Here is a 19,029-nt window from a genome sequence, read left to right as displayed (position 1 = left end):
CCAAATGAGAGCACGAGGAAGATCAGTTCATTTTGAGAATGCCCAATCGATCTTCACGCAAATGATTTCTCAACTCGCGATAATATTGTTCTCGGACTTCTATGCTTTTCATGTTAGCATCAATGGTATATCCTGCGGGCTTAAACACAATAAACATTACCTTCCGGGGAAACGTATCAATATTGATAGACGCGCCGTGGACCAGGGCCGTGGTGCAAACCGTCATCTGCCCCGCCTTTGCGAGCAAAGGAACCGGATCTGCAAAAGGCATCTCGGGAAGATCTCGAAATGGGACTGGATTCTGAATATAAGTCCCATGCTTTTCCACATCCTCTGCAATCAAACGGTGGCTACCGGGTCGGTACATGAGAGGTGCCCGTTTTTCCGTCACATCGCTCAACCAGAGCAGACAACTGCAAAGCATCTGTTTGGGTGTAGCATCCAGGTCTGACAGGCTATATTTAATATCCACATGTTCGGAAAAACTGAATATTGCGCCAGGCTGTGGATAGGAAGTGACAATAAACGCATTAAAAAAGTGCACAGCATCGGCCCCCAATGTCTTTTTCGCCACAGCTTCCAAAAACGGATCCTGGATCAGATCCAGCAATTCAGGCTCGAGAAAATACCGTTGCCCCACACGATACTGGGCCGATTTCCCATCTTCCGGGCCTTCAAACGGCAGCATCCGATCAAAAACCCTCGAAACGCTATCTAACCGCGCTTTGCTAAAAGGCGTATCGATAGTGACCGCTCCGACCTCTTCAAATTGTGAAATTTCAGATTCGCCAATCATAACATACCCCCTATATCCTTCTAAGCATCCAGCCACGCATCTTCAAACACCCGACACCCGACGCCCTCCTGCCCCATGGAACTGCATGCGTAGAGCGTGATATACTGGGATTCATTGAGAGGACCAACGGTACTGTACGAGAAAGTCTTCGGCTCGATAACCTTGTGGCGCCATGTCTGACCTTCGTCGTCACTAAAATAGATCGCACCGCGCTGGCGCTCTGTGGCGTGCTGCCGCTCGGATTCGGGCAGACCGGAGCCATTGGGAATAGAAAAGAGCAGACGCCTCCCGCCCCGGGCAAGTGTGCCGTGGCAGAGCACCCCACTGATATCGACGAGAAAGGGCCTGGACCACGTCTTGCCACAATCCGTCGAAGTATGGGCAATGCGCTGCACAGGACCGGGACGCACATCCGCGAGAGGGGTGTGGGATTCGAGCATACCGCGCGAATTCAGCCTGCGAACGAGCAACAATTCCTCACCGCGGTTAACCGACACAGCGGAAGCTTCATTGGCAAGATAATCCGTAATAAAGCCATCCACGCGCCAGGTCTCGCCCTGATCATCGCTGTAGATAACGGCAGAACCGGACTGGGGATGGTTGCGAAAATAATTCGTAACGGCCTCTCCCTCGGGCACCACAGTAACAGGTCCGCCCAGAACGAACCGCCCCCGATATGGACCTTCAGAAATCGCGTGAACCTGCCCCACCGCATTGAACATAATCAGCGTCCCATCGGAATAGCGGTGATTCAGAGGCGACCGGTCCCCGAGCAACGTCTCCATAGTCCAGGTATCGCCATCATCATCCGAATCAAACCGGCAAAGAACCATAGGCGTATCGCGCCCCACGGCGTCGATATCGATACCGGACTGCGCCCGCATCTCGCCATAGTCCTTGTCGTAAATATTCTCCGTACCCCGCAAATCAACCATAGACAGAACGGACACGCGCTCGCGTCCATCTCGTTCGGAAAGATACGCAGACACCGCGTAGTGGGTGATCCGTCCCGAAACAGCCCTCGCTGGCGACCACGTCGCGCCCCAATCGCTGCTCCTGCTCGTCAGAATCACCTTTGGATCGTCGTCGCGACCGCCGCGCAACCTGCCCTGACAAAAGGCGATCAACACGCCGTTGCGCGTGACGACATACGACGGCTGAAACGTGCGACACACCACCTCACCGTGCACCTCAAAACCAGGCTCAAAAGCCAGCGTCCGTTCACTCAACCCATTTTCAAGCTGTCTCATACGGGCCTCCCATAAAAAATAGCCATCAGGTCACGCGATCCCCGCAAGCCAGTTCACAATAGAAGCGACCTCTTCTTTTTCGGACGCCTGTGTTTCGATCAAAAAACCCTTCTCCGCTTTCAGATTCGAGAATGCCCATTCTACTCAAACCGTGAAGAGGTATAGATCGTCGGTCGCCTGAGCACCGGCGAAAAAAACGGGCAGACCGTCACAGATCAAATCGGTCTTGCACACATCGTGGATCGTCGGGGCCCTGGGATATCCGTCGCCAAAATCTCCGTAGGGAAACGCAAGCCTATCGGTTTCGTGCAAAAGGTCGCCATCGATGTCAAAGCGGCGCACAATATTCCCGGATCCGACGATCAAGCACGCACGGTCCCGGTCGAGATAAAGCCCCGTACAGGTCGCGGAACCAGTACAGGGGTAATTGCCCAGGAACTCCGGGGCATCGGGATGCGCCACATTGAGAACTGTGACCGATGGATCCAGCAACCATTCCCTCCTGGGATCCTGGATCCTTGAAATACCAGTTGCTACATAGGCGCGCTTCCGGTACAGGATAATGCGGTTCGAAATGTTCATATACCACCTCGAAGGCTCACCTCCGTTGGCAAGCGTCCAGCCGCCTGGATCGGTGAATCGTCCATCCTCATCCACAGCGTCCGGAAAAAGGCCGAGAGGGGTCTCTACCCTGCCATCTCCTCTGAATCCCGTCACGCCAACCAGGGATCCTTCATGGCTTGCCCCATGGCAGCGGGCGAGCACATCTTCGCGCACGCCGATTTCAGTCAGTTGGCCATCGTCCTCAACGCGTACAACTTTGATGACGTTTCGCTTGCTGACGGCGAGTACCGTGTCGGCAGCCACTTCAAAATCGTTGACTTCCGGGGCAAATGCGCTGCAGTCGATGGGGACGAGATCCGCCTTCGAGAAGCGCATGCTTTCGATCCCGCGATCACTGCCCACCATCAGATATCCGTTGCAGAAGGCGACTGACTGGCAATCGGAGCGGTCCGGCAAGTCCGCAACCAGTTCAGGGCGTTCGATGTCACTCACATTCCAGAACGTGATGCGATTGCCGTATTTTGACGGTGCAGCTACCAAACCGTCTCCGAGATACGCCGCCGCATGCGGCCCACACCCCGGGTACCGCCAGTAGTTTTGTATGCGCATATGACCCCCAGTAAAGCGCGATCGGTTTATCCAGATCCTCCAAAGCGAAACCGCAGCGAATAGAGACCCACATTCTTGAGGTAGAAGCGGAGGAACACAGGCATTCCCACGAGTTCAGCCATATCCTGCTTGTTTTTCCACGTCACTTTGTGCTCGACAAGGTCAACAGCCTGTGTGGTGCAGTCGGCAAGGGTGAACCCGGGCACAGCACTCGGGGCACCGCTCTCACCGAAACGCAGCACTTCGACAGCGAATTCGGGCGGAACAATCGCCGTGGTCGGATCGCTGTTATAACCGTCGGCCACGGTCGTATTGACGATCAGTTCCGGTGCGGCAACAACCATCTCTCGGGTGAGCAGGAAGCCACCCGTATGCGTACCCATCTGCGCGACGAATCGATCCTGGAGGAATTGCGCCCGGCCGATGCCCGAGACATTGTTTCTGTTGCCCTGTGCCTGGCCGTGGCGGGATCCGCGATAGTAGATAAAATCCGTATTTCCCATGCTCACAATGCCTCCGGCCCCCGAGGTGGAACCCGAGTCGAAAGCGTCGGATCCGCCATGGGGAAGATATACAGACCGGTCGGGCAGCATATTCCAGTGCAGGCCATCGCTGCTAAACGCCAGATGCAGATGGAAGGCCATGTGCGGCGGAGGCCCCATCATTCCGACAAAACCGATAAAATGGCTGCCTACCCGAGAAACCACCATGTGGTCGATATCCGGATCATCTACTTCTTCCGGCCACATCACCACCCGGGGCTGGCCAAAATCATACGGCGTCTCCCCGACCATCACCGCTGTCCGGCGCTTGAAGTTGTGCTCCGTCGGTCCACCCGGCACATCCCCAACACCAGCGGTACACACGGGCCGCCCGAACATCAGCCAGCGCTCCCGAACAGGATCGAACACCATGTTTTGCCATGTGTCCCGCAGACCGATGAAAGCCGGGTTCGACGGATCCTCCCGCCAGTGAATCCCATCGTCCGAATAAGCCAGACACAGACATCCATAGCCCTCGGCCAGATTGTCCTTGTAAGTCATCAGAAAACGGCTCTGCTGCGCGCCACCGAGGGGGTTCCACATCACGCGCACCCCCTGGGCCTTTTGCTGTCCCGTGACCACCACATTGGTCTTCTCATATTGTCCGTATGGCTTGCCTTCCAGCATCGGCTTGTCCCAGTGCACCCCGTCCAGGCTCTCGGCATAGCAGACAAAATAGGGATACCCATCCCGCTCCGCCTTCCAGTCTTTGAAGCGGAACTGGTGCATCCACGCGTTCCAATCGGTCCCGGCATACCACATGCGGAACACGCCAGCTTCGTCGTCGTAAATCACATTTTGCTGACCCACCGAATCTTCCCACGGCCTGTCGGGCATAAGCACGGGGTTGTGCGGATCCTTAATCGGCACATTCAGCACGCGTTTTACCCCCCAGCGGTCTTCCACCGTGGCATTGTCGATCAGCAATACGGTTTCCGTACCAACCTCAAGTGGCTCCCCTGCGTAGTAGGACTCCAGATTCATGTCACAACTCCTCTAATCAAAAGGCTGCTCTGAGTGATAAATCTCCCGATCCGCCTCCAACAGAAACGTGCCGTCTGACTGTTTAATCCACTGCGGAACATCGGGATGACCTTCTCTATTCGGTACAAACCCCATCAAAATGGGATCCTCTGTCTCCTCGAGAAACGCGGCTAATTGCCCCTCCAAATCATCGCGAACCTTTGAAAAACGCGGATCATCTGCAACATTGTTCAACTCATACGGATCGTCTGCCAAACTGTAAAGCTCCCGTTCCGGTGCCGGTCTTGAAAAAAGCGCCTGAACAACCTCTCGCCTGTTCTGAAAACGATTCACCCACCCATTATCGACATAATCTGGCACCCGCTCAAAGTTGCGAATCAACTTGAACTGATCCGACCGAACACACCGCATCGGCGTGTAATACCAGTTCCCAGCACGCCGCCCCCAGGTCTGCTCGCTAAACACCACAGACCGACCAGCCCAACCCGCACCGGAAAACAACCCCCGAAAACTCCGACCCAGAATACCATCCGGCTCCTCCAGGCCGCACAAATCCATCACCGTCGGCAGCAGATCCAGATTGCTAATCAAATCACCATACACAGTTCCAGCGGCAATCTCAGACGGGTATCTCATAAGCAACGTCGTTCGAATACCCGCATCGTAAAGCGTGTGTTTTGCCCGCGCAGTCGCCACACCGTGTTCGGTAGTAAACACCACAACGGTCTCATCGGCCAGCCCACGATCATCAAGTGCATTCAGAATCCGCCCCACTTTTTTATCCAACGCCCCAATCTGCCGACACAACGCGGCGAGATCTTTACGCACCTCCGAACAATCGGGCAGATCCGGAGGCACAACCATTCGCTCCGCAAGCTCTGGATCGTAATCCAGACCAAAAGGTCTATGTACCTCCGAGAAAGAGACCTGCAAAAAAAAGGAGCGCTCAATAGACGGGACTTCTTCTCGCAAAAAACGCTCTGCCAGCACTTCCACATCAGCCTTCCCCTCCAGCACACGCGAAAAACCCGCCCAGGATGGATCATTCGGAATCATCAACCGGTTGCTCAACACCGTCTCATAGCCCGCATCTTGAAAATAACGCGCCATGCACACCGCATCATCCGCATAGGGAAATTGTCCCCACACACCGATCATGTGCGGCATCTGGCTGCAATACAAGCCAACGCGACTGGGAATACAAATAGGTGCCGTCGCAATAAATTGCGAAAACCGGGCACCCTGAAAAGCCAACCGATCCAGATTTGGCGTTGATACATCGGGCCGGTCATAACAACCGAGCCAATCGCCCAGATCGTGACAATCGATAAACACAACATTGGGTTGTTTCATATCCTGGTTCCTCTATCCTATCAAAGACCTGAAATTGCCACATTGCACATTTTGGAGAAACAAAATGAGGACAACCAGTATCACAGTTTTCAGGTTGTCACATTAACTCTGGTATAGACACATAATAATATAAGCCTTTTGTGTAATAATATTGACAAAAAATTATAAATAGATATACTTTGACACATGTCTAAAAATTCACCTGAAAATCAAGTTCTGGAACTGGCACAGCAAGGTCTCTTGAGAGTTTGCGATCTGACATCCCGGGGCCTTCATCCCGAATATCTGCGTCGGCTATATCAGAAAGGACTGGTGAGACGGGAAGGAAGAGGCCTGTACATTGCAGCCGACGCCGAGATTTCGGTACACTATGGGCTGGCGCAAGTAGCAAAGCGCATTCCCCACGGGGTGATTTGTCTGCTGTCAGCTTTGAGCTTTCACGAAATCGGCACACAGCTACCACACCAGGTCTGGATGGCCATTGACCGCAGAGCAGCCAAGCCAAAGATGCAATTTCCTCCCCTGAGAGTGATGCGGTTCTCCGGTGTTGCACTAACTGAAGGGATCGAAACATATCAGATTGAAGGCGTTCCCGTTCAAATTTTTAACCCTGCCAAAACAGTTGCGGACTGCTTCAAATACCGCAACAAAATCGGCCTGGACATCGCTCTTGAAGCGTTGAAAGAATGCATCCGCGACCGTCGCACCACAATGGACGACCTCTGGCACTTCGCAAAGGTCTGCCGAATGACCAATGTGATGCGGCCCTACCTGGAAGCTATCGTGGCATGAAAAGAGCGCGTCCCAAAAACCTGCCTGTATCCGTCCATCAGCGACTTTTAAACCTGAGCAGAGAAAAAGGGGAAGAACCCAACCAGATTTTCTTGCGATATGCCATTGAAAGATTCCTCTACCGTCTATCCCAGTCTCCATTTCGCTCCAGTTTCATCCTCAAAGGAGCCCTGCTTTTCTTTGCCTGGACAGGTAGTGCCCATCGTATAACCCGAGATCTGGATTTGTTGGGGCATGGTGGAGCCTCCCATGACCATATCGCAAAAATCTTTAAAGCAATCTGTCGAGAAAATGTGGTGGCAGACGGGCTTTTTTATGACCCTGAAAGTGTTCGGGTGCAAACCATTCGAGATGATGCAGTCTATGAGAGTCATCGCATCCGTCTCTCTTGTTTGCTTGGAACTGCACGGTTCCAGGTGCAAATTGACGTGGGATTTGGAGATGTGGTAATACCCAGGGCCACTACTCTCCTGTACCCGGGGCTACTGGACTTCCCCGAACCTGAACTCAGAGCCTATCCTCCTGAGACAGTCGTCGCCGAAAAACTGAATGCCTTAGTTGTTCTGGGTATGCAAAATAGCCGTATGAAGGATTTCTATGACCTCTGGCTATTAGCCAGAACATTTTCTTTTGAAGGGCTGGTGCTAACTCAGGCCATCCGGGGGACTTTCGAGCGACGAAGGATACCCTTACCCAACGAACAGCCAGTCGCTCTGGATAAGCAATTTGCCGAATATCCGGGGAAAGCAGAGCAGTGGCGTAGTTTTCTTGAACGGAGCGACCTGACAGATGCCCCACAGGAACTTCCTGAACTTATTGAAACGTTGAGCACTTTTCTTGCTCCACCCCTTCTTGCAGCCACAAGAGGAGAGGAATACAATCAAGTATGGCAAGACGGTGGTCCGTGGAAAAAAGAATAAGGAATCTCAGAAAATGCGAGTGGTTTAGATTCAGGAGCGGTACTTTCCAGAAACCTGACTTTTCATACGATCAGGTAAGAAGTCACTGGTCCAAGTACAGTATCGCCCACCATGAAAAATTAGCATAACGGGTAGAGAGTCTCGTAATTCTCTACCCGTTTTTTATTCTTCTAAAAAAATTTCACATTCTCTGAATCTTTATCTTTTCGGCTTTGTCAGAGCCGATACCGCACCAAAGCGATGCATAAATGCATAAATGACGGGAGGAGAAAGGAAGGAGAAAACATGCCAGACGAAAACAACAAACTCTACCTCTATGAAGCTCTGGAACTCAGGGCTGAATACGATGCCAGGATCAAAACCCTGAAAGATTGCCTGTCAGAAACCAGGCAAAATCGCAATCAATCACTTTTTAGCGGTCAGTCAGCAGTTAGCAAAACAAATAACATAAGGCCTTGGGGTGATTGGGGGTGCTGATCGCTGAAAGCTGATGGCTTCCCAGCATGACAAAAACGCCAGACATGCGTAACATCACTTATTGACTGGTGTTACGCAGTCATGCTAAAATAGGCTTTACAAGAAGAAATTTTTTTGTAAGTTGACACAAACGTATGTATAAGAGGAAACATGAAACGCAAAAACTTTTACAGAGAAGGGCCGCTCGCTGTTGTGTTTCTCGCCCTGCTTCTGATGGCGGGGCCTGCCTCTGCACAAACCCCAACCGCGGCAGACGCCGACTTTGACGGCAATGGCGTTGTGGATTTTGCCGACTTTTTGGCGCTTGTAGATCAGTTTGGAGCGCGTCAGGGCGATGGGAGATATGACGCGAAGTATGATCTGGACAGCGATGGTGCGGTTGGCTTTGGCGATTTTCTGAGTTTCACCAGCTACTTCGGCTCGGTTGCCATTCGTGATGCGAACCTGCGTGCGGTAATCGCAGACAGCCTGGACAAGGCGAGTAGTGCGCCGATCAGCAGAGAAGAGATGGCGAGCTTGACCAGGCTTGCAGCGACGCGTAAGAATATCAGCGACTTGACCGGGCTTGAGTTTGCAACGGGTCTGACAGACCTGTATCTTTACAGCAACAGCATCTCGGATGTCTCTGCCCTCTCCGGACTGACAAACCTGACAAGGCTGCATCTTTACAGCAACAGCATTTCGGATATCTCTGCCCTCTCTGGACTGACAAACCTGACAGACCTGTATCTTCACAGCAACAGCATCTCGAATGTCTCTGCCCTCTCCGGACTGACAAACCTGACAGTGCTGGGTCTTTCCGACAACAGCATCTCGGATCTTTCACCTCTAATAGCAAACACGGGATTGGGCAGTAGAGATGTGGTTGAGGTCCGGAATAACCCACTGAGTGACACATCGCTCAATACGCACATTCCAGCCCTTCAAGGCAGAGGTGTGTGGGTGCAGTTTTGAGGACCTGCAGCATCTGCCCGTTTCGATCAGGAAAGCATTTTCATCCAATCGCTGATCGCTTTGGCAACGCGGCTCTAAACGCCGCCACACTCTCCCAATCGGGACCCAGTGCGTGCCGCGAGAATATCGGATCTGGCTGTCGATACATCAAATGCGCCGTGCGCCGAATCCGCTGCGTCTGCCGGACAGTTCCGCAGTGATAACTGGCAATATTGAACATCACAGCAGACCCTGCTGGCGCGTGAACATCGACCCGACCGATCCGTCGGGGATTTGTGCGACCAAAAGAATCTGTCCAGATCGGCTTATCCGGATCCACATACGCCGTCTCACCATCATCAATCCGCAAAGCACCCTCGCCCCATCCGCTTTTGCCATCCCGCGTCTTGGGCAATTGACGCTTGGTCTCGGCACTCTCTGGAATAAGACTCGTACAGTGGGACCCGGCATCCACATCGTCCAGATAGTAAATCACCTGTATCGCCGGGGCAAAAAACTCATTTTTATCAGCACCCTCCACAATACCGTTGTATTCCCGGTGCCACTGCCGCGAGAGACAGAGCGGATCGCCGCCGTCAATATCCTCTGGCGGATCGGCGGCACACACCTCGCGCCGCAAAAAACTCAGACTGCTAAACTGAACACCCGCTCCGAGAATGCGATGCACCAGCGGCGCAACCGATGGATGGTGAACCAGACCATCCAGCGCCTCTGTCCTGTGCATCAACTCAGGTGCCCTGCAGCCTACCGCTATATGACCCGGACGCGGTCCAGGCTCCCATTCCTTCGGGTTCGCGGCCACATCGGCATCAATCCCATCGTTAATCGCCGCTACCTCCTCCGGTGAAAGCGCCCCCTCCACCACGGCATACCCGTTCTCATCAAAACATCTCAGTATCTCGTCCATCGCATCGCTCCTTAGAAAAAGACGTCGCGTCAAACCGAATATTTTTCAAGAACATCCCGGTCAATCTCAATGCCCAGCCCGGGACCCTGAGGAACCGCAAGATACCCATCCACGGGCAAAATAGGCTCTTTGGACAACGCTGTTCGAAGCCCATTTTCCGTCATATCGCATTCAAAAAAAGAAGGAACTGGATTCACAGAACCGGACGCATCTGGCATCGACGCCTGCCAGTGCAGGGTAGCGGCGAGACCAACGACTGCCCCCCACATATGCGGCATAACCGGAATATAATTGGCACTGGCCATCGCCACAACCTTTCTCGCCTCTGTAAACCCGCCGACAATCGCGATATCTGGCTGCACAATATCCACCGCCCGCCGCTGGATAAACTCCCGAAATGCCCAGCGCCCCTGCAAACCCTCGCATCCGGCAATTCGCATCTCGAGCGCCCCTTTAATTTCCACATATCCGGCCACATCATCCCTCGAAGTCGGTTCTTCATACCAGAACAGATCGTAAGCCTCCATCCTGCGCCCCACCTCAATCGCCGTACCCACATCATAGGCCAAATTTGCATCCACACACAAAAGAATATCATCGCCAATCGCTTTCCGAACAGCAGCCACATTCTGCTCATCATAAACCTTCCCCAATCCAACCTTCATCTTCATCGCGGGAAAACCCTGATCCACATATCCTCTGGCCTCATCCATCAATACCTGTGTATTATCCGGCCTGTCTTTCCTGAACAACCCACTGGCATAGCAGGGGATACGGTCCCGAAATGCGCCCCCCAGAAGGCGATAAACCGGCACATCAAGCGCCTTACCCATAATATCCCACAACGCAATATCCACGCCACTGGTCGCGCCCACATTCCTCAGACTCCCCGAATTGTTCAGCGCGTCCCAGATCACCTCGCAATCGAACGGATCCCTCCCGATCACATGCCGCTGAATATCCGACTCACCCAGCGACCCCGCCCCCTGTCCCCATCCCGTAATACCCGCATCGGTAGAAATCTCCACCAGGATAGATGACCGCTCCCTAATCCACGTAAAAGAATTTCCGAACTTCTCGGTCACGGGATAGCGCAAACGATGATATTTAACATCCGTAATCTTCATAATCCCTCCCATACATGGATCCAAACATCTGGCAACCGAAAATACAACCCCATTTTACCAAAGTCAACCAACACCGAACTTCAGAATTTCCATCTTTCTGATCTAACTTGCAATCCATTCCAACCTTGCCCATATTTGAATAACAATTTGAAAAACTCATAAGCACTCTCATGACGAAATGTGATGACAAAAATCGCCACGATATTTGACATTGATGGAACCCTGGTCGAAAGTTCTCATTTTGATGGAGCCTATTACATCTCTGCGATAAGAGAGGTTCTGGGCGAAGTTTGCATCCACGATGATTGGAGCCAATACAAAAACGTAACGGATTCAGGTATGTTGCGAGAAATAATGAAAGAGAATAAAATTCAAGAAGAGGGGCAAATTGAGGAAATCCGCAAAAAATTCGGCGAATTAATTGAGCAATATCTTGAAAATGGTGGCGAATGCCGCCCAAAGAAAGGGGCAATTTGCCTGATTGACAAACTTCTATCTGATCAGCACTATAAAATTGGAATTGCCACAGGCGGCTGGAAACATACCGCCAAGATAAAACTCAGGCATGCGGGATTTAACTTGAAAAATATGGTTCTATTTTCCAGTGATAATAGCGACGAGCGTGTGGAAATCATGAAAAAATGTCTATCTGCATTGGGGAATGGCTTCCATCGCATCGTATATGTCGGTGATGCTGTGTGGGATATCCAGGCAACCAAAAAACTGGGATGGCATTTCATAGGCGTAGGACCACGCTTAAAGGGGAAATGTGAATTTTGGGTTGAAGACTTTTCAAACTATGACACATTCATGAGAATGCTACACGCTTAAAAACGAGATGACGCTTAAAGAGCTAAAACAAATCGCAGCGTCTATTGGAAAAATTCAAGGATGGGATTTCTCCGCCATAAGAGATGGACGGGCTCCCGTACCCTGGGATTATCTTACCCTGGTTCGCAACTACCTCACCTCATCATCTCGCGTCCTTGATATAGGAACGGGTGGCGGTGAAAAGTTTCTCACTCTATCACCGAACTTCGGCAAGGGCATTGGAATCGACATCAGCGATGAAATGATTCAAACAGCTCATAAGAACCAATCCAAAATGCAGATAAACAATGTCTCGTTCAATGTCATGAATGCCGATGCGCTGCAATTACCTGACTCAAATTTTGATATTGTTTTAAATCGACATTCTGTTGTCAATATAGATGAGGTTTTGCGTGTTCTACGCACGGGAGGGTATTTTATCACTCAGAGCGTGGGACATCGCAATACGTCCAATATCCTGGCGGCATTCGGTTGGACAAGTAACAGTTTTGGCGAGGAATGGTGGTCGCCTGCTAAAGAACTCGCCAAAACTTTTCGGCAACGCGGCAATCGCATCATCGCGCTCATGGAATATGACGTCGCGTATTGGTTCTGTGATGTTGAATCACTTCTCTTGTGGCTACACACAGTCCCATTGCCCGAAAAATTTGAAATCGAAAAACACTGGCAATGCATTAACCAGATTCTCGAGAAATACACCACTCAGCGAGGCATTGAAACCAACGAACACCGCGAGTTGCTTATTGTGCAAAAGAGCGCTTAACAGCTTACAGAGGAGAACCCAATGGCCGAACCCAAAGGCAAAGCCTTTCAGACCGTGCGAGATACCGCTCCCCAAAATACCTATCGCGGTGCTGTTGTAGGATGCGGCAGAATGGGCAGCACCATTGACGACGAACACATCGGCATGCCCCATTACCCATGGCCCTGGGCACACGCGCCTGCAATGATTGAAGCCCGGGGGATTGATCTCGTTGCCGCCGCTGATGATGACCCCGCCAAACTCGAGGACTTCAAACAGCGCTGGGACGTATCAGCTCTTTACACCGATTACCGGGAAATGGTCGAAAAAGAACAAATCGACGTGGTATGTCTGACCACCCGCCCCGAACCCCGCGCTGAAATCACGGTCGGCCTGGCCGAACTGGGAGTCAAAGCCATTTTCGCCACCAAACCGATGTGCCGCACATTGGCCGATGCCGATGCCATGATCGACGCCTGCGCCAAAAACAACATCATCCTCTCAATAGCCTGCCACCTCAACTGGTATAGCTACTACACAAACGCCCGCCGACTCATTGCCGACGGCATCATTGGACCCTTAAAAACAATGATCTGCCACAGCCCCGCCAGCCTTTCCAATATTCAAAGCCACACCCTATCCTTACTCCGCCTCTTTGCCGATGCGCCCGCCCAATGGGTAGTCGGCCTCATCGACACAGACGAACAGGCACAGTCCAATGCCGACATTCCCGGATCGGGAATCATCGTATATGAAAACGGCATCCGCACCATATTAAACTCCCGCTCCGAAACCAGACCCTTTGCCTGGACCCTGGAATTCATCGGCGAAACCGGCCGCATCATCTCCCGCAACGCCCATGCCCAATTCGAGATATGGACCCCGCATCCCGAAACCGGCGCGCCCACCCAGACACACCTCCCGGGCCCATGGCATCCCAGAAGCTCAATGGTTGACGCCATCGAAGGTGTCTGTCGTTCTATTGAACAGGGCCGCGAGGACATCTGCCCCGGCGAGTTCGGTCGCGAAGCCCTTGAAATCGGCATCGCCATAAGAGAATCTCATCGCCGCGGCAACATCCGCATTGACCTGCCCCTTGAAGATCGTAGCCTGAGGATGGGGTAATCTGATCTTGTTTAAGAGATATATTTCTGAGAAAAGTCAGTAATCTCGCGGTATTATTACTCGCAACCAACATGCATAAAGTCAATTTCTTATCTGGACTTGCTACTTATTCCGACCTTGTCCATATTTTAATGGACAAGCTAATCCAAAAATTTCCGTTGTCCATCCCTCTTTACACAGGAATAATAAAATGGCTTCTTGGCAAATTAAGCAACTCGAAAAAATGAGCGAAACGGACCCCGATTTGATAGATGATGTACTCCATCATCTACACCAATCAAACCCTGTACTCCTTGAAAAACTTGTAATAGGTGCCTATCTCGATCGCGATATTAACCTCGGTAAGGCAGCGGAACTTCTCGGTCTCCATCGAGAAGAACTGAGACAACGTTTCCTCAAACAGGGCATTCCGCTGAGAGAAGGGAGTCAATCCGTCGATGAATTAAAAGCTGAAATTGCTGCTGCTGATCAAATGGGTGATCATTATTGACAATACCGTATTGTCTAATTTTGCACGCACAAACCACCTTCAACTATTAGAATTATTCTGCCGCAGTCGTGGATTGATCGTTCAGGCAGTCAGGGAGGAGTTTCAACAGGGTATCAGCAGAGGCTTATTTCCTGAAACAGACTTATCGTGGGTGAATCAAACCGATATCACAGATCCCAAAGAAATCTATCTTTCACAACGTTATAGATTGGAGTTGGGCAACGGTGAATCTGACAGCTTGGCTATCGCCAGATGCCGTAACCATGAACTACTCACTGATGATCGCAAGGCTCGTCAGATCGGATTTCGGGAACAAGTACGTGTTTCGGGAAGTGTTGGTGTGCTCGGTGTGCTTGTCAGACGATCCACAATCTCGTTGCTTGAAGGAAACCGCGTGTTAGCAGAATTTATTAGCGCGGGATATTTCTCACCCATTGAAGAACTTGATGATTTGATTTGACAGACAAATTATAGACAGATCAATTATCCAACAAAAGATCCATTGGTTCTATCTTGTTTATGGAGCATCTCTTACTTTCTGGAATGAAAATGATCGTCGTATATGGTATCAAAGAAAAATTGAATCCCATAAAAGCAAAATTATCCGATGTGATTCACGGATGTATGCAATCTGTCCTCGGCATGCCAGAGGATAAACGGGCACACCGCTTCGTGCCCATGGACAAAGAGGATTTTTACTATCCCGGTGGTCGCACAGATGCATACACCGTCATAGAAATCAACATGATGGCAGGTCGCCAGATAGAAACCAAAAAGAACCTGATCAAAACGCTATTCAAAGAAATCGAAAGTCAATTATCTATTCCCCCCATAGACATCGAAATCACCATAAAAGAACAAGCACCGCATTGCTGGGGATTTCGGGGCATAACGGGTGATGAACCCAACGACCTCAAGTACAAAGTCAAAGTGTAACAACTACCAGGGAGCTTCAATGAACACCACACTGGAAACAGTCGAAACAACGCAAACATCCCCCGAAGGATTCTTCACCCTCGCAAAACATGGAGAACGCTGGATCTTGCTCACGCCGGAGCGACAGCCGTTCTTCTCAGTTGGACTGAATCACATCGACTCCTCCCCACTGCTGTATCCAGAAAATCTGCTCCGCTGGAAACAAAAATACGACAACAACAGCATCAAATGGATCTGTGAATCCGTATCCCCCGACCTGAAATCCTGGGGATTCAACACCGTCGGCTGGGTACAGGACGTGACCATCTTAAAACACGCGCACAGTCCGAGCTTCACCCTGGAAGAATATCGCGCGCTATCCATGCCCTACTGCCACCTGTTGCCCTTCATCGAAACACATCAATGGAACGCATGGCACAAAAATCCCGACATCTACAGCAAAGACTTCGAGGACTGGTGCGACTATGTCGCCAGATCCGAATGCGCCCGACTGAGAGACGAACCGAACTTAATCGGCTATTTTTACTCGGACTGTCCAACCTGGGTTCACGTCCGAACCCCACACACAGCATGGCGCGGACCCATGTTTGATCCCGCGCGACTGGAATCACAAGCGGGCCGGACTGAACTATTCAACATGGCACAGCGATACTACAAAATCACCCACGACGCCATTCGCCGTTATGATCCCCATCACCTGATCCTCGGAGACCGATACGAAGCACTCGCACCACTCCCAATGGAAATTGTACAGGCTGCCGACCCGTACGTTGACGTACTCAGCTTTCAGGACTTCGGAGACCCGGTCACACACATGCGCGAATGGCACACAGCCACGGGAAAACCGGTTCTATGGGCAGATGGATCCCGTCCCCGAGAAACCATCGCGGATGACAGCGGAAAATATCTGGATGGGGAATATCATCTCGCGGATGGGAAATGGTATGCCGAAGCCCTGTACGGCCTCCTGGAAAACCCCGGCGCAATAGGCGCGCATCTTTGTGGCGGTTATATCCGAAATCGCTTCCGGCGAAAAGGTCTGATCGACGAACAGGAGCAACCCGACCACGAAGCCATCTCTGAAATACAAAAAGGCAGTCGGGTTGTAGCGCGCTGGCTCGACAAATTGGAATCCTGAACAGATCCCGCGAGTTGGGGGACCATGCCATTAGACCTCGTTACACCAACCATGACGGATGAAGCACCTGGCCCGGGCAGGCGTGTGCGTCAAATCGCGCTGGAATACAGAGGAACTGGTGTACACCACGCGCTATACCTTCCCACAGACTGGCAACCTGGGCGCAAATATCCCGTCATCGTCGAATACACCGGCAACAAATGGGAACCGTGCAAATCAACGGGCAAAGTAGAAGATGCGAACCTGGGCTATGGCATGAGTGGAGGGCGAGGATTTATCTGGATAACCATGCCTTATGTAGAAAAGGAAAAAAAAGAAAACGCCGTCACATGGTGGGCCGATAAGCAAGCAACCGTGACCTACTGCAAGACCAATCTTCCGCGGATCTGTGAAAAATTTGGAGGCGACCCACACAACATATTCATCTGCGGCTTCTCACGCGGAGCCATAGGCACCAGCTACATCGGCCTTGCAGATGACGAAATTGCAGCCTATTGGAAAGGCATCTTCACCCACGACCATTTCGATGGCGAAAAGGAATGGGACTATCCAGAAAGTGATCGCGCATCTTCTCTCACCCGTCTCGCACGGATAAAAGGCAGGCCCGTGCTCATCTGCGGTCTGAACGCCAGCAGGGTAAAAGATCAATTTCTCAAAGCGCATCTCGACCTGGCGCGCTTCACATTTTTGAACGTACCAACCGACCAGATATTCAACATCCCCGAAGGCAAAATCGTCCACCCGCATACAGACCTGTGGATGCACAGGGAAAGTGCATGTCGCAAGCGTGCCAGAGCATGGCTTGAAAGCGTATTAAAAGAAACGCACTACGCCCAGGGATGAAGCACGATCTTTGCGGCCTCGCCAGCGGCTAAAAGACCGAAAGCCTCCTGAATATTGCTCATCGGCATAACGTGGCTAATCAGCTTATCGATAAGGGGCGACTCCGCGATCACCTGCATCACGCCCTCGTAATCCTGCATATTGTACAGCCAATTCCCCGACACCAGCAACCCTTTGCGAATCAAATCTGGGCTCACCTTAATCGGCAATTCCTGGGAACACTCGCCGACAAAAGCCACTCGTCCGCGCCGCCGCACCGCATCAATACACAACCGCTCGCCCGCCACTGAACCAGAACAATCCACCGCGCAATCAACCCCGCGACCATCTGTCAAATCTCGAATACGCGCAAGCGGATCATCCTGCGGATGCAGCACCACCTCTGCGCCCAACTCGAGACCGAGAGCAGCGCGCCACGGCGCAGGCTCCACCGCCAGCACCCGCGCTCCGCGGAACCGGGCATTGATAATCCCGCCAAGCCCCACCGGACCCAGACCCGTAATCAGCACCGTATCAAACGCACCCACACCAATAGCTTGCATGCCCCCAAAAGAAGCGCCAATACCGTCAATCGCCATCGTCGCCTGCTCATAAGTGACCCGTTCAGGAATCGGCAACAAAAGCCATGAGGGCTTAACCACATAATGGGCAAACGTGCCACTGCCATCGCGGGTACCAGTGAACTCGGCAAAGTTGTATGTATCCTCACAATAGATATAATCACCAGATCGACACAAAGCACAATTGCCACACGGATACTGCGGCATCACCGTAACCCGGTCCCCCACCTTCACCCGCCCCGGCTGCGCCACCGCCACCACCTCGCCAGCACCCTCGTGCCCGATCACCTCGCGCCGATCACCCGCTAACCACGTCTTGTACTCGGTACACATCGCCGAAGCATGCACCTTCACCACCGCCCAATCCTCCTTCGGCTCCGGCACAGGTGCTGGCACCACATCTGACTGTCGCTCTCCAACGATCCTTGCTTTCATATTTCTCTTCCTTTGAAAATTTATTTTCTCTACCAGCTCATCATTCACCGACCTTCGCACCCGCTACTTTGAGAACGCGAACAACCTCGCGGAGTTTATCCTTATTCTTAATCGTCGAACGCAGCGCAATCATAAGCGGCGTCTGACCCTTGTCATCTCGCAAATCAACTTGGGCACCGTGTTCAAGAAGTAGAGAAACAATCTCCACAAACCCCGCCCTCGCCGCGCAGTGCAACGCAGTCTGACCCTTATAATTGCGCGCATTTACATCGGCGCCGCGCGCAATCAAATCCCGGACGCGATCAACGCTCCCACCACGGTCGCCGCGGGACTGAAAAACAATCGGCGGCCACCCATCCTCTGCGCGATTCGGATCGCAATCCACCCCTTGGCTCGAAAGCAAAGCAATCATATCGGGATTGGTAAGACCGGAACGAGGCAGTTCAGCAATCGTCGGATCGAGCCCTGCATCGAGCAACACCTTCAAAATATCCACCCGATCGCGCCAGATACAGAACCGCACCAGCCAGTCACCGCAGAGCCGCGGATCTGCACCACGCTCGAGCAACAAACAAACAATATCCAGATAACCAGCACCAGTTTTTTTGACTAAAAATGCCGTCAACAAATAAAATCCCAGAGGGAATAGACTGA

Annotated in this window: 21 protein-coding genes; 12 read left to right on the top strand and 9 right to left on the bottom strand. The window is 51.9% G+C overall.

Going from position 1 to position 19,029, the window contains the following annotated elements; all coding sequences use genetic code 11:
- Positions 1 to 22: 22 nt before the first annotated feature.
- The 5 genes from OXG87_16660 to OXG87_16640 form a co-directional block, all read right to left on the bottom strand.
- Positions 23 to 796, bottom strand: a complete 774-nt coding sequence (locus tag OXG87_16660) for a phytanoyl-CoA dioxygenase family protein (protein MCY3871184.1) — start codon at positions 794 to 796, stop codon at positions 23 to 25.
- 20 nt (positions 797 to 816) lie between these two features.
- On the bottom strand, positions 817 to 2,046 hold the full coding sequence (locus OXG87_16655; GenBank protein MCY3871183.1) for a sialidase family protein: 1,230 nt from the start codon (positions 2,044 to 2,046) through the stop codon (positions 817 to 819).
- A 144-nt stretch (positions 2,047 to 2,190) separates the two neighbouring features.
- The gene (locus OXG87_16650; GenBank protein ID MCY3871182.1) at positions 2,191 to 3,219 is read right to left on the bottom strand and encodes a hypothetical protein; all 1,029 of its coding nucleotides are present in this window, start codon (positions 3,217 to 3,219) and stop codon (positions 2,191 to 2,193) included.
- A gap of 26 nt (positions 3,220 to 3,245) precedes the next feature.
- Positions 3,246 to 4,745: a hypothetical protein gene (locus OXG87_16645; protein ID MCY3871181.1), complete on the bottom strand. Its 1,500-nt coding sequence runs from the start codon at positions 4,743 to 4,745 to the stop codon at positions 3,246 to 3,248.
- A gap of 12 nt (positions 4,746 to 4,757) precedes the next feature.
- Entirely contained in the window at positions 4,758 to 6,098 is a 1,341-nt protein-coding gene (locus OXG87_16640; protein ID MCY3871180.1) for a sulfatase, read from the bottom strand.
- A gap of 186 nt (positions 6,099 to 6,284) precedes the next feature.
- Here OXG87_16640 and OXG87_16635 point away from each other — a divergent pair, with 186 nt between their 5' ends.
- The 4 genes from OXG87_16635 (at position 6,285) to OXG87_16620 (ending at position 9,241) form a co-directional block, all read left to right on the top strand.
- Positions 6,285 to 6,890 carry a type IV toxin-antitoxin system AbiEi family antitoxin domain-containing protein gene (locus OXG87_16635; GenBank protein MCY3871179.1) on the top strand — a complete coding sequence of 202 codons (606 nt, stop codon included), beginning with the start codon at positions 6,285 to 6,287 and terminating at the stop codon, positions 6,888 to 6,890.
- Positions 6,887 to 7,810: a nucleotidyl transferase AbiEii/AbiGii toxin family protein gene (locus OXG87_16630; GenBank protein MCY3871178.1), complete on the top strand. Its 924-nt coding sequence runs from the start codon at positions 6,887 to 6,889 to the stop codon at positions 7,808 to 7,810. Before OXG87_16635 ends, OXG87_16630 begins: the two co-directional genes overlap by 4 nt.
- 285 nt (positions 7,811 to 8,095) lie before the next feature.
- Complete coding sequence (locus OXG87_16625) at positions 8,096 to 8,287, top strand: hypothetical protein (GenBank protein ID MCY3871177.1); 192 nt, start codon at positions 8,096 to 8,098, stop codon at positions 8,285 to 8,287.
- Between the two features lie 150 nt (positions 8,288 to 8,437).
- Positions 8,438 to 9,241, top strand: a complete 804-nt coding sequence (locus tag OXG87_16620; GenBank protein MCY3871176.1) for a leucine-rich repeat domain-containing protein — start codon at positions 8,438 to 8,440, stop codon at positions 9,239 to 9,241.
- 40 nt (positions 9,242 to 9,281) lie between these two features.
- Here the strand turns inward: OXG87_16620 and OXG87_16615 are convergent, their stop codons facing one another.
- Both OXG87_16615 and OXG87_16610 read right to left on the bottom strand, forming a co-directional pair.
- On the bottom strand, positions 9,282 to 10,148 hold the full coding sequence (locus OXG87_16615; GenBank protein ID MCY3871175.1) for a phytanoyl-CoA dioxygenase family protein: 867 nt from the start codon (positions 10,146 to 10,148) through the stop codon (positions 9,282 to 9,284).
- 29 nt (positions 10,149 to 10,177) lie between these two features.
- Complete coding sequence (locus tag OXG87_16610) at positions 10,178 to 11,275, bottom strand: mandelate racemase/muconate lactonizing enzyme family protein (protein MCY3871174.1); 1,098 nt, start codon at positions 11,273 to 11,275, stop codon at positions 10,178 to 10,180.
- Positions 11,276 to 11,458: 183 nt separating this feature from the next.
- On the opposite strand from OXG87_16610, the gene OXG87_16605 reads away from it, so the two are divergent.
- The 8 genes from OXG87_16605 (at position 11,459) to OXG87_16570 (ending at position 17,380) form a co-directional block, all read left to right on the top strand.
- Positions 11,459 to 12,106 carry an HAD-IA family hydrolase gene (locus tag OXG87_16605; protein ID MCY3871173.1) on the top strand — a complete coding sequence of 216 codons (648 nt, stop codon included), beginning with the start codon at positions 11,459 to 11,461 and terminating at the stop codon, positions 12,104 to 12,106.
- 7 nt (positions 12,107 to 12,113) lie between these two features.
- Positions 12,114 to 12,869 (top strand): class I SAM-dependent methyltransferase, encoded by a 756-nt coding sequence (locus OXG87_16600; GenBank protein ID MCY3871172.1) that lies wholly within the window; start codon positions 12,114 to 12,116, stop codon positions 12,867 to 12,869.
- A gap of 21 nt (positions 12,870 to 12,890) precedes the next feature.
- On the top strand, positions 12,891 to 13,973 hold the full coding sequence (locus tag OXG87_16595) for a Gfo/Idh/MocA family oxidoreductase (GenBank protein MCY3871171.1): 1,083 nt from the start codon (positions 12,891 to 12,893) through the stop codon (positions 13,971 to 13,973).
- Positions 13,974 to 14,163: 190 nt separating this feature from the next.
- Positions 14,164 to 14,463: a UPF0175 family protein gene (locus OXG87_16590; GenBank protein MCY3871170.1), complete on the top strand. Its 300-nt coding sequence runs from the start codon at positions 14,164 to 14,166 to the stop codon at positions 14,461 to 14,463.
- Positions 14,429 to 14,923: a DUF3368 domain-containing protein gene (locus OXG87_16585; GenBank protein MCY3871169.1), complete on the top strand. Its 495-nt coding sequence runs from the start codon at positions 14,429 to 14,431 to the stop codon at positions 14,921 to 14,923. Before OXG87_16590 ends, OXG87_16585 begins: the two co-directional genes overlap by 35 nt.
- 89 nt (positions 14,924 to 15,012) lie before the next feature.
- Positions 15,013 to 15,399 carry a tautomerase family protein gene (locus tag OXG87_16580; protein MCY3871168.1) on the top strand — a complete coding sequence of 129 codons (387 nt, stop codon included), beginning with the start codon at positions 15,013 to 15,015 and terminating at the stop codon, positions 15,397 to 15,399.
- Between the two features lie 19 nt (positions 15,400 to 15,418).
- Positions 15,419 to 16,537, top strand: coding sequence for an agarase (locus tag OXG87_16575; GenBank protein ID MCY3871167.1), 1,119 nt, complete (start codon positions 15,419 to 15,421; stop codon positions 16,535 to 16,537).
- A gap of 24 nt (positions 16,538 to 16,561) precedes the next feature.
- Complete coding sequence (locus tag OXG87_16570) at positions 16,562 to 17,380, top strand: hypothetical protein (GenBank protein MCY3871166.1); 819 nt, start codon at positions 16,562 to 16,564, stop codon at positions 17,378 to 17,380.
- Here OXG87_16570 and OXG87_16565 read toward each other — a convergent pair.
- Complete coding sequence (locus tag OXG87_16565) at positions 17,365 to 18,375, bottom strand: zinc-binding dehydrogenase (GenBank protein ID MCY3871165.1); 1,011 nt, start codon at positions 18,373 to 18,375, stop codon at positions 17,365 to 17,367. The genes OXG87_16570 and OXG87_16565 overlap by 16 nt on opposite strands.
- A 40-nt stretch (positions 18,376 to 18,415) precedes the next feature.
- On the bottom strand, positions 18,416 to 19,029 hold a 614-nt coding region (locus tag OXG87_16560; GenBank protein ID MCY3871164.1), incomplete at its 5' end, for an ankyrin repeat domain-containing protein.

The sequence above is a fragment of the Gemmatimonadota bacterium genome, assembly GCA_026706845.1.
In the GTDB taxonomy this organism is placed as follows: domain Bacteria; phylum Latescibacterota; class UBA2968; order UBA2968; family UBA2968; genus VXRD01.
The sequence above is the reverse complement of the archived record's forward strand: the minus strand, read 5'-3'. Positions and strand labels throughout refer to the sequence as shown.

Excerpts from the sequence above, each read along its gene's own strand:
- OXG87_16580 (MCY3871168.1), top strand. The coding sequence starts at position 15,013 with ATGATCGTCGTATATGGTATCAAAGAAAAATTGAATCCCATAAAAGCA.
- OXG87_16590 (MCY3871170.1), top strand. The coding sequence starts at position 14,164 with ATGGCTTCTTGGCAAATTAAGCAACTCGAAAAAATGAGCGAAACGGAC.
- OXG87_16605 (MCY3871173.1), top strand. The coding sequence starts at position 11,459 with ATGACAAAAATCGCCACGATATTTGACATTGATGGAACCCTGGTCGAA.
- OXG87_16645 (MCY3871181.1), bottom strand. The coding sequence starts at position 4,745 with ATGAATCTGGAGTCCTACTACGCAGGGGAGCCACTTGAGGTTGGTACG.
- OXG87_16570 (MCY3871166.1), top strand. The coding sequence starts at position 16,562 with ATGCCATTAGACCTCGTTACACCAACCATGACGGATGAAGCACCTGGC.
- OXG87_16635 (MCY3871179.1), top strand. The coding sequence starts at position 6,285 with ATGTCTAAAAATTCACCTGAAAATCAAGTTCTGGAACTGGCACAGCAA.
- OXG87_16595 (MCY3871171.1), top strand. The coding sequence starts at position 12,891 with ATGGCCGAACCCAAAGGCAAAGCCTTTCAGACCGTGCGAGATACCGCT.
- OXG87_16625 (MCY3871177.1), top strand. The coding sequence starts at position 8,096 with ATGCCAGACGAAAACAACAAACTCTACCTCTATGAAGCTCTGGAACTC.
- OXG87_16655 (MCY3871183.1), bottom strand. The coding sequence starts at position 2,046 with ATGAGACAGCTTGAAAATGGGTTGAGTGAACGGACGCTGGCTTTTGAG.
- OXG87_16640 (MCY3871180.1), bottom strand. The coding sequence starts at position 6,098 with ATGAAACAACCCAATGTTGTGTTTATCGATTGTCACGATCTGGGCGAT.
- OXG87_16565 (MCY3871165.1), bottom strand. The coding sequence starts at position 18,375 with ATGAAAGCAAGGATCGTTGGAGAGCGACAGTCAGATGTGGTGCCAGCA.
- OXG87_16575 (MCY3871167.1), top strand. The coding sequence starts at position 15,419 with ATGAACACCACACTGGAAACAGTCGAAACAACGCAAACATCCCCCGAA.
- OXG87_16660 (MCY3871184.1), bottom strand. The coding sequence starts at position 796 with ATGATTGGCGAATCTGAAATTTCACAATTTGAAGAGGTCGGAGCGGTC.
- OXG87_16600 (MCY3871172.1), top strand. The coding sequence starts at position 12,114 with ATGACGCTTAAAGAGCTAAAACAAATCGCAGCGTCTATTGGAAAAATT.
- OXG87_16610 (MCY3871174.1), bottom strand. The coding sequence starts at position 11,275 with ATGAAGATTACGGATGTTAAATATCATCGTTTGCGCTATCCCGTGACC.
- OXG87_16650 (MCY3871182.1), bottom strand. The coding sequence starts at position 3,219 with ATGCGCATACAAAACTACTGGCGGTACCCGGGGTGTGGGCCGCATGCG.
- OXG87_16630 (MCY3871178.1), top strand. The coding sequence starts at position 6,887 with ATGAAAAGAGCGCGTCCCAAAAACCTGCCTGTATCCGTCCATCAGCGA.
- OXG87_16615 (MCY3871175.1), bottom strand. The coding sequence starts at position 10,148 with ATGGACGAGATACTGAGATGTTTTGATGAGAACGGGTATGCCGTGGTG.
- OXG87_16620 (MCY3871176.1), top strand. The coding sequence starts at position 8,438 with ATGAAACGCAAAAACTTTTACAGAGAAGGGCCGCTCGCTGTTGTGTTT.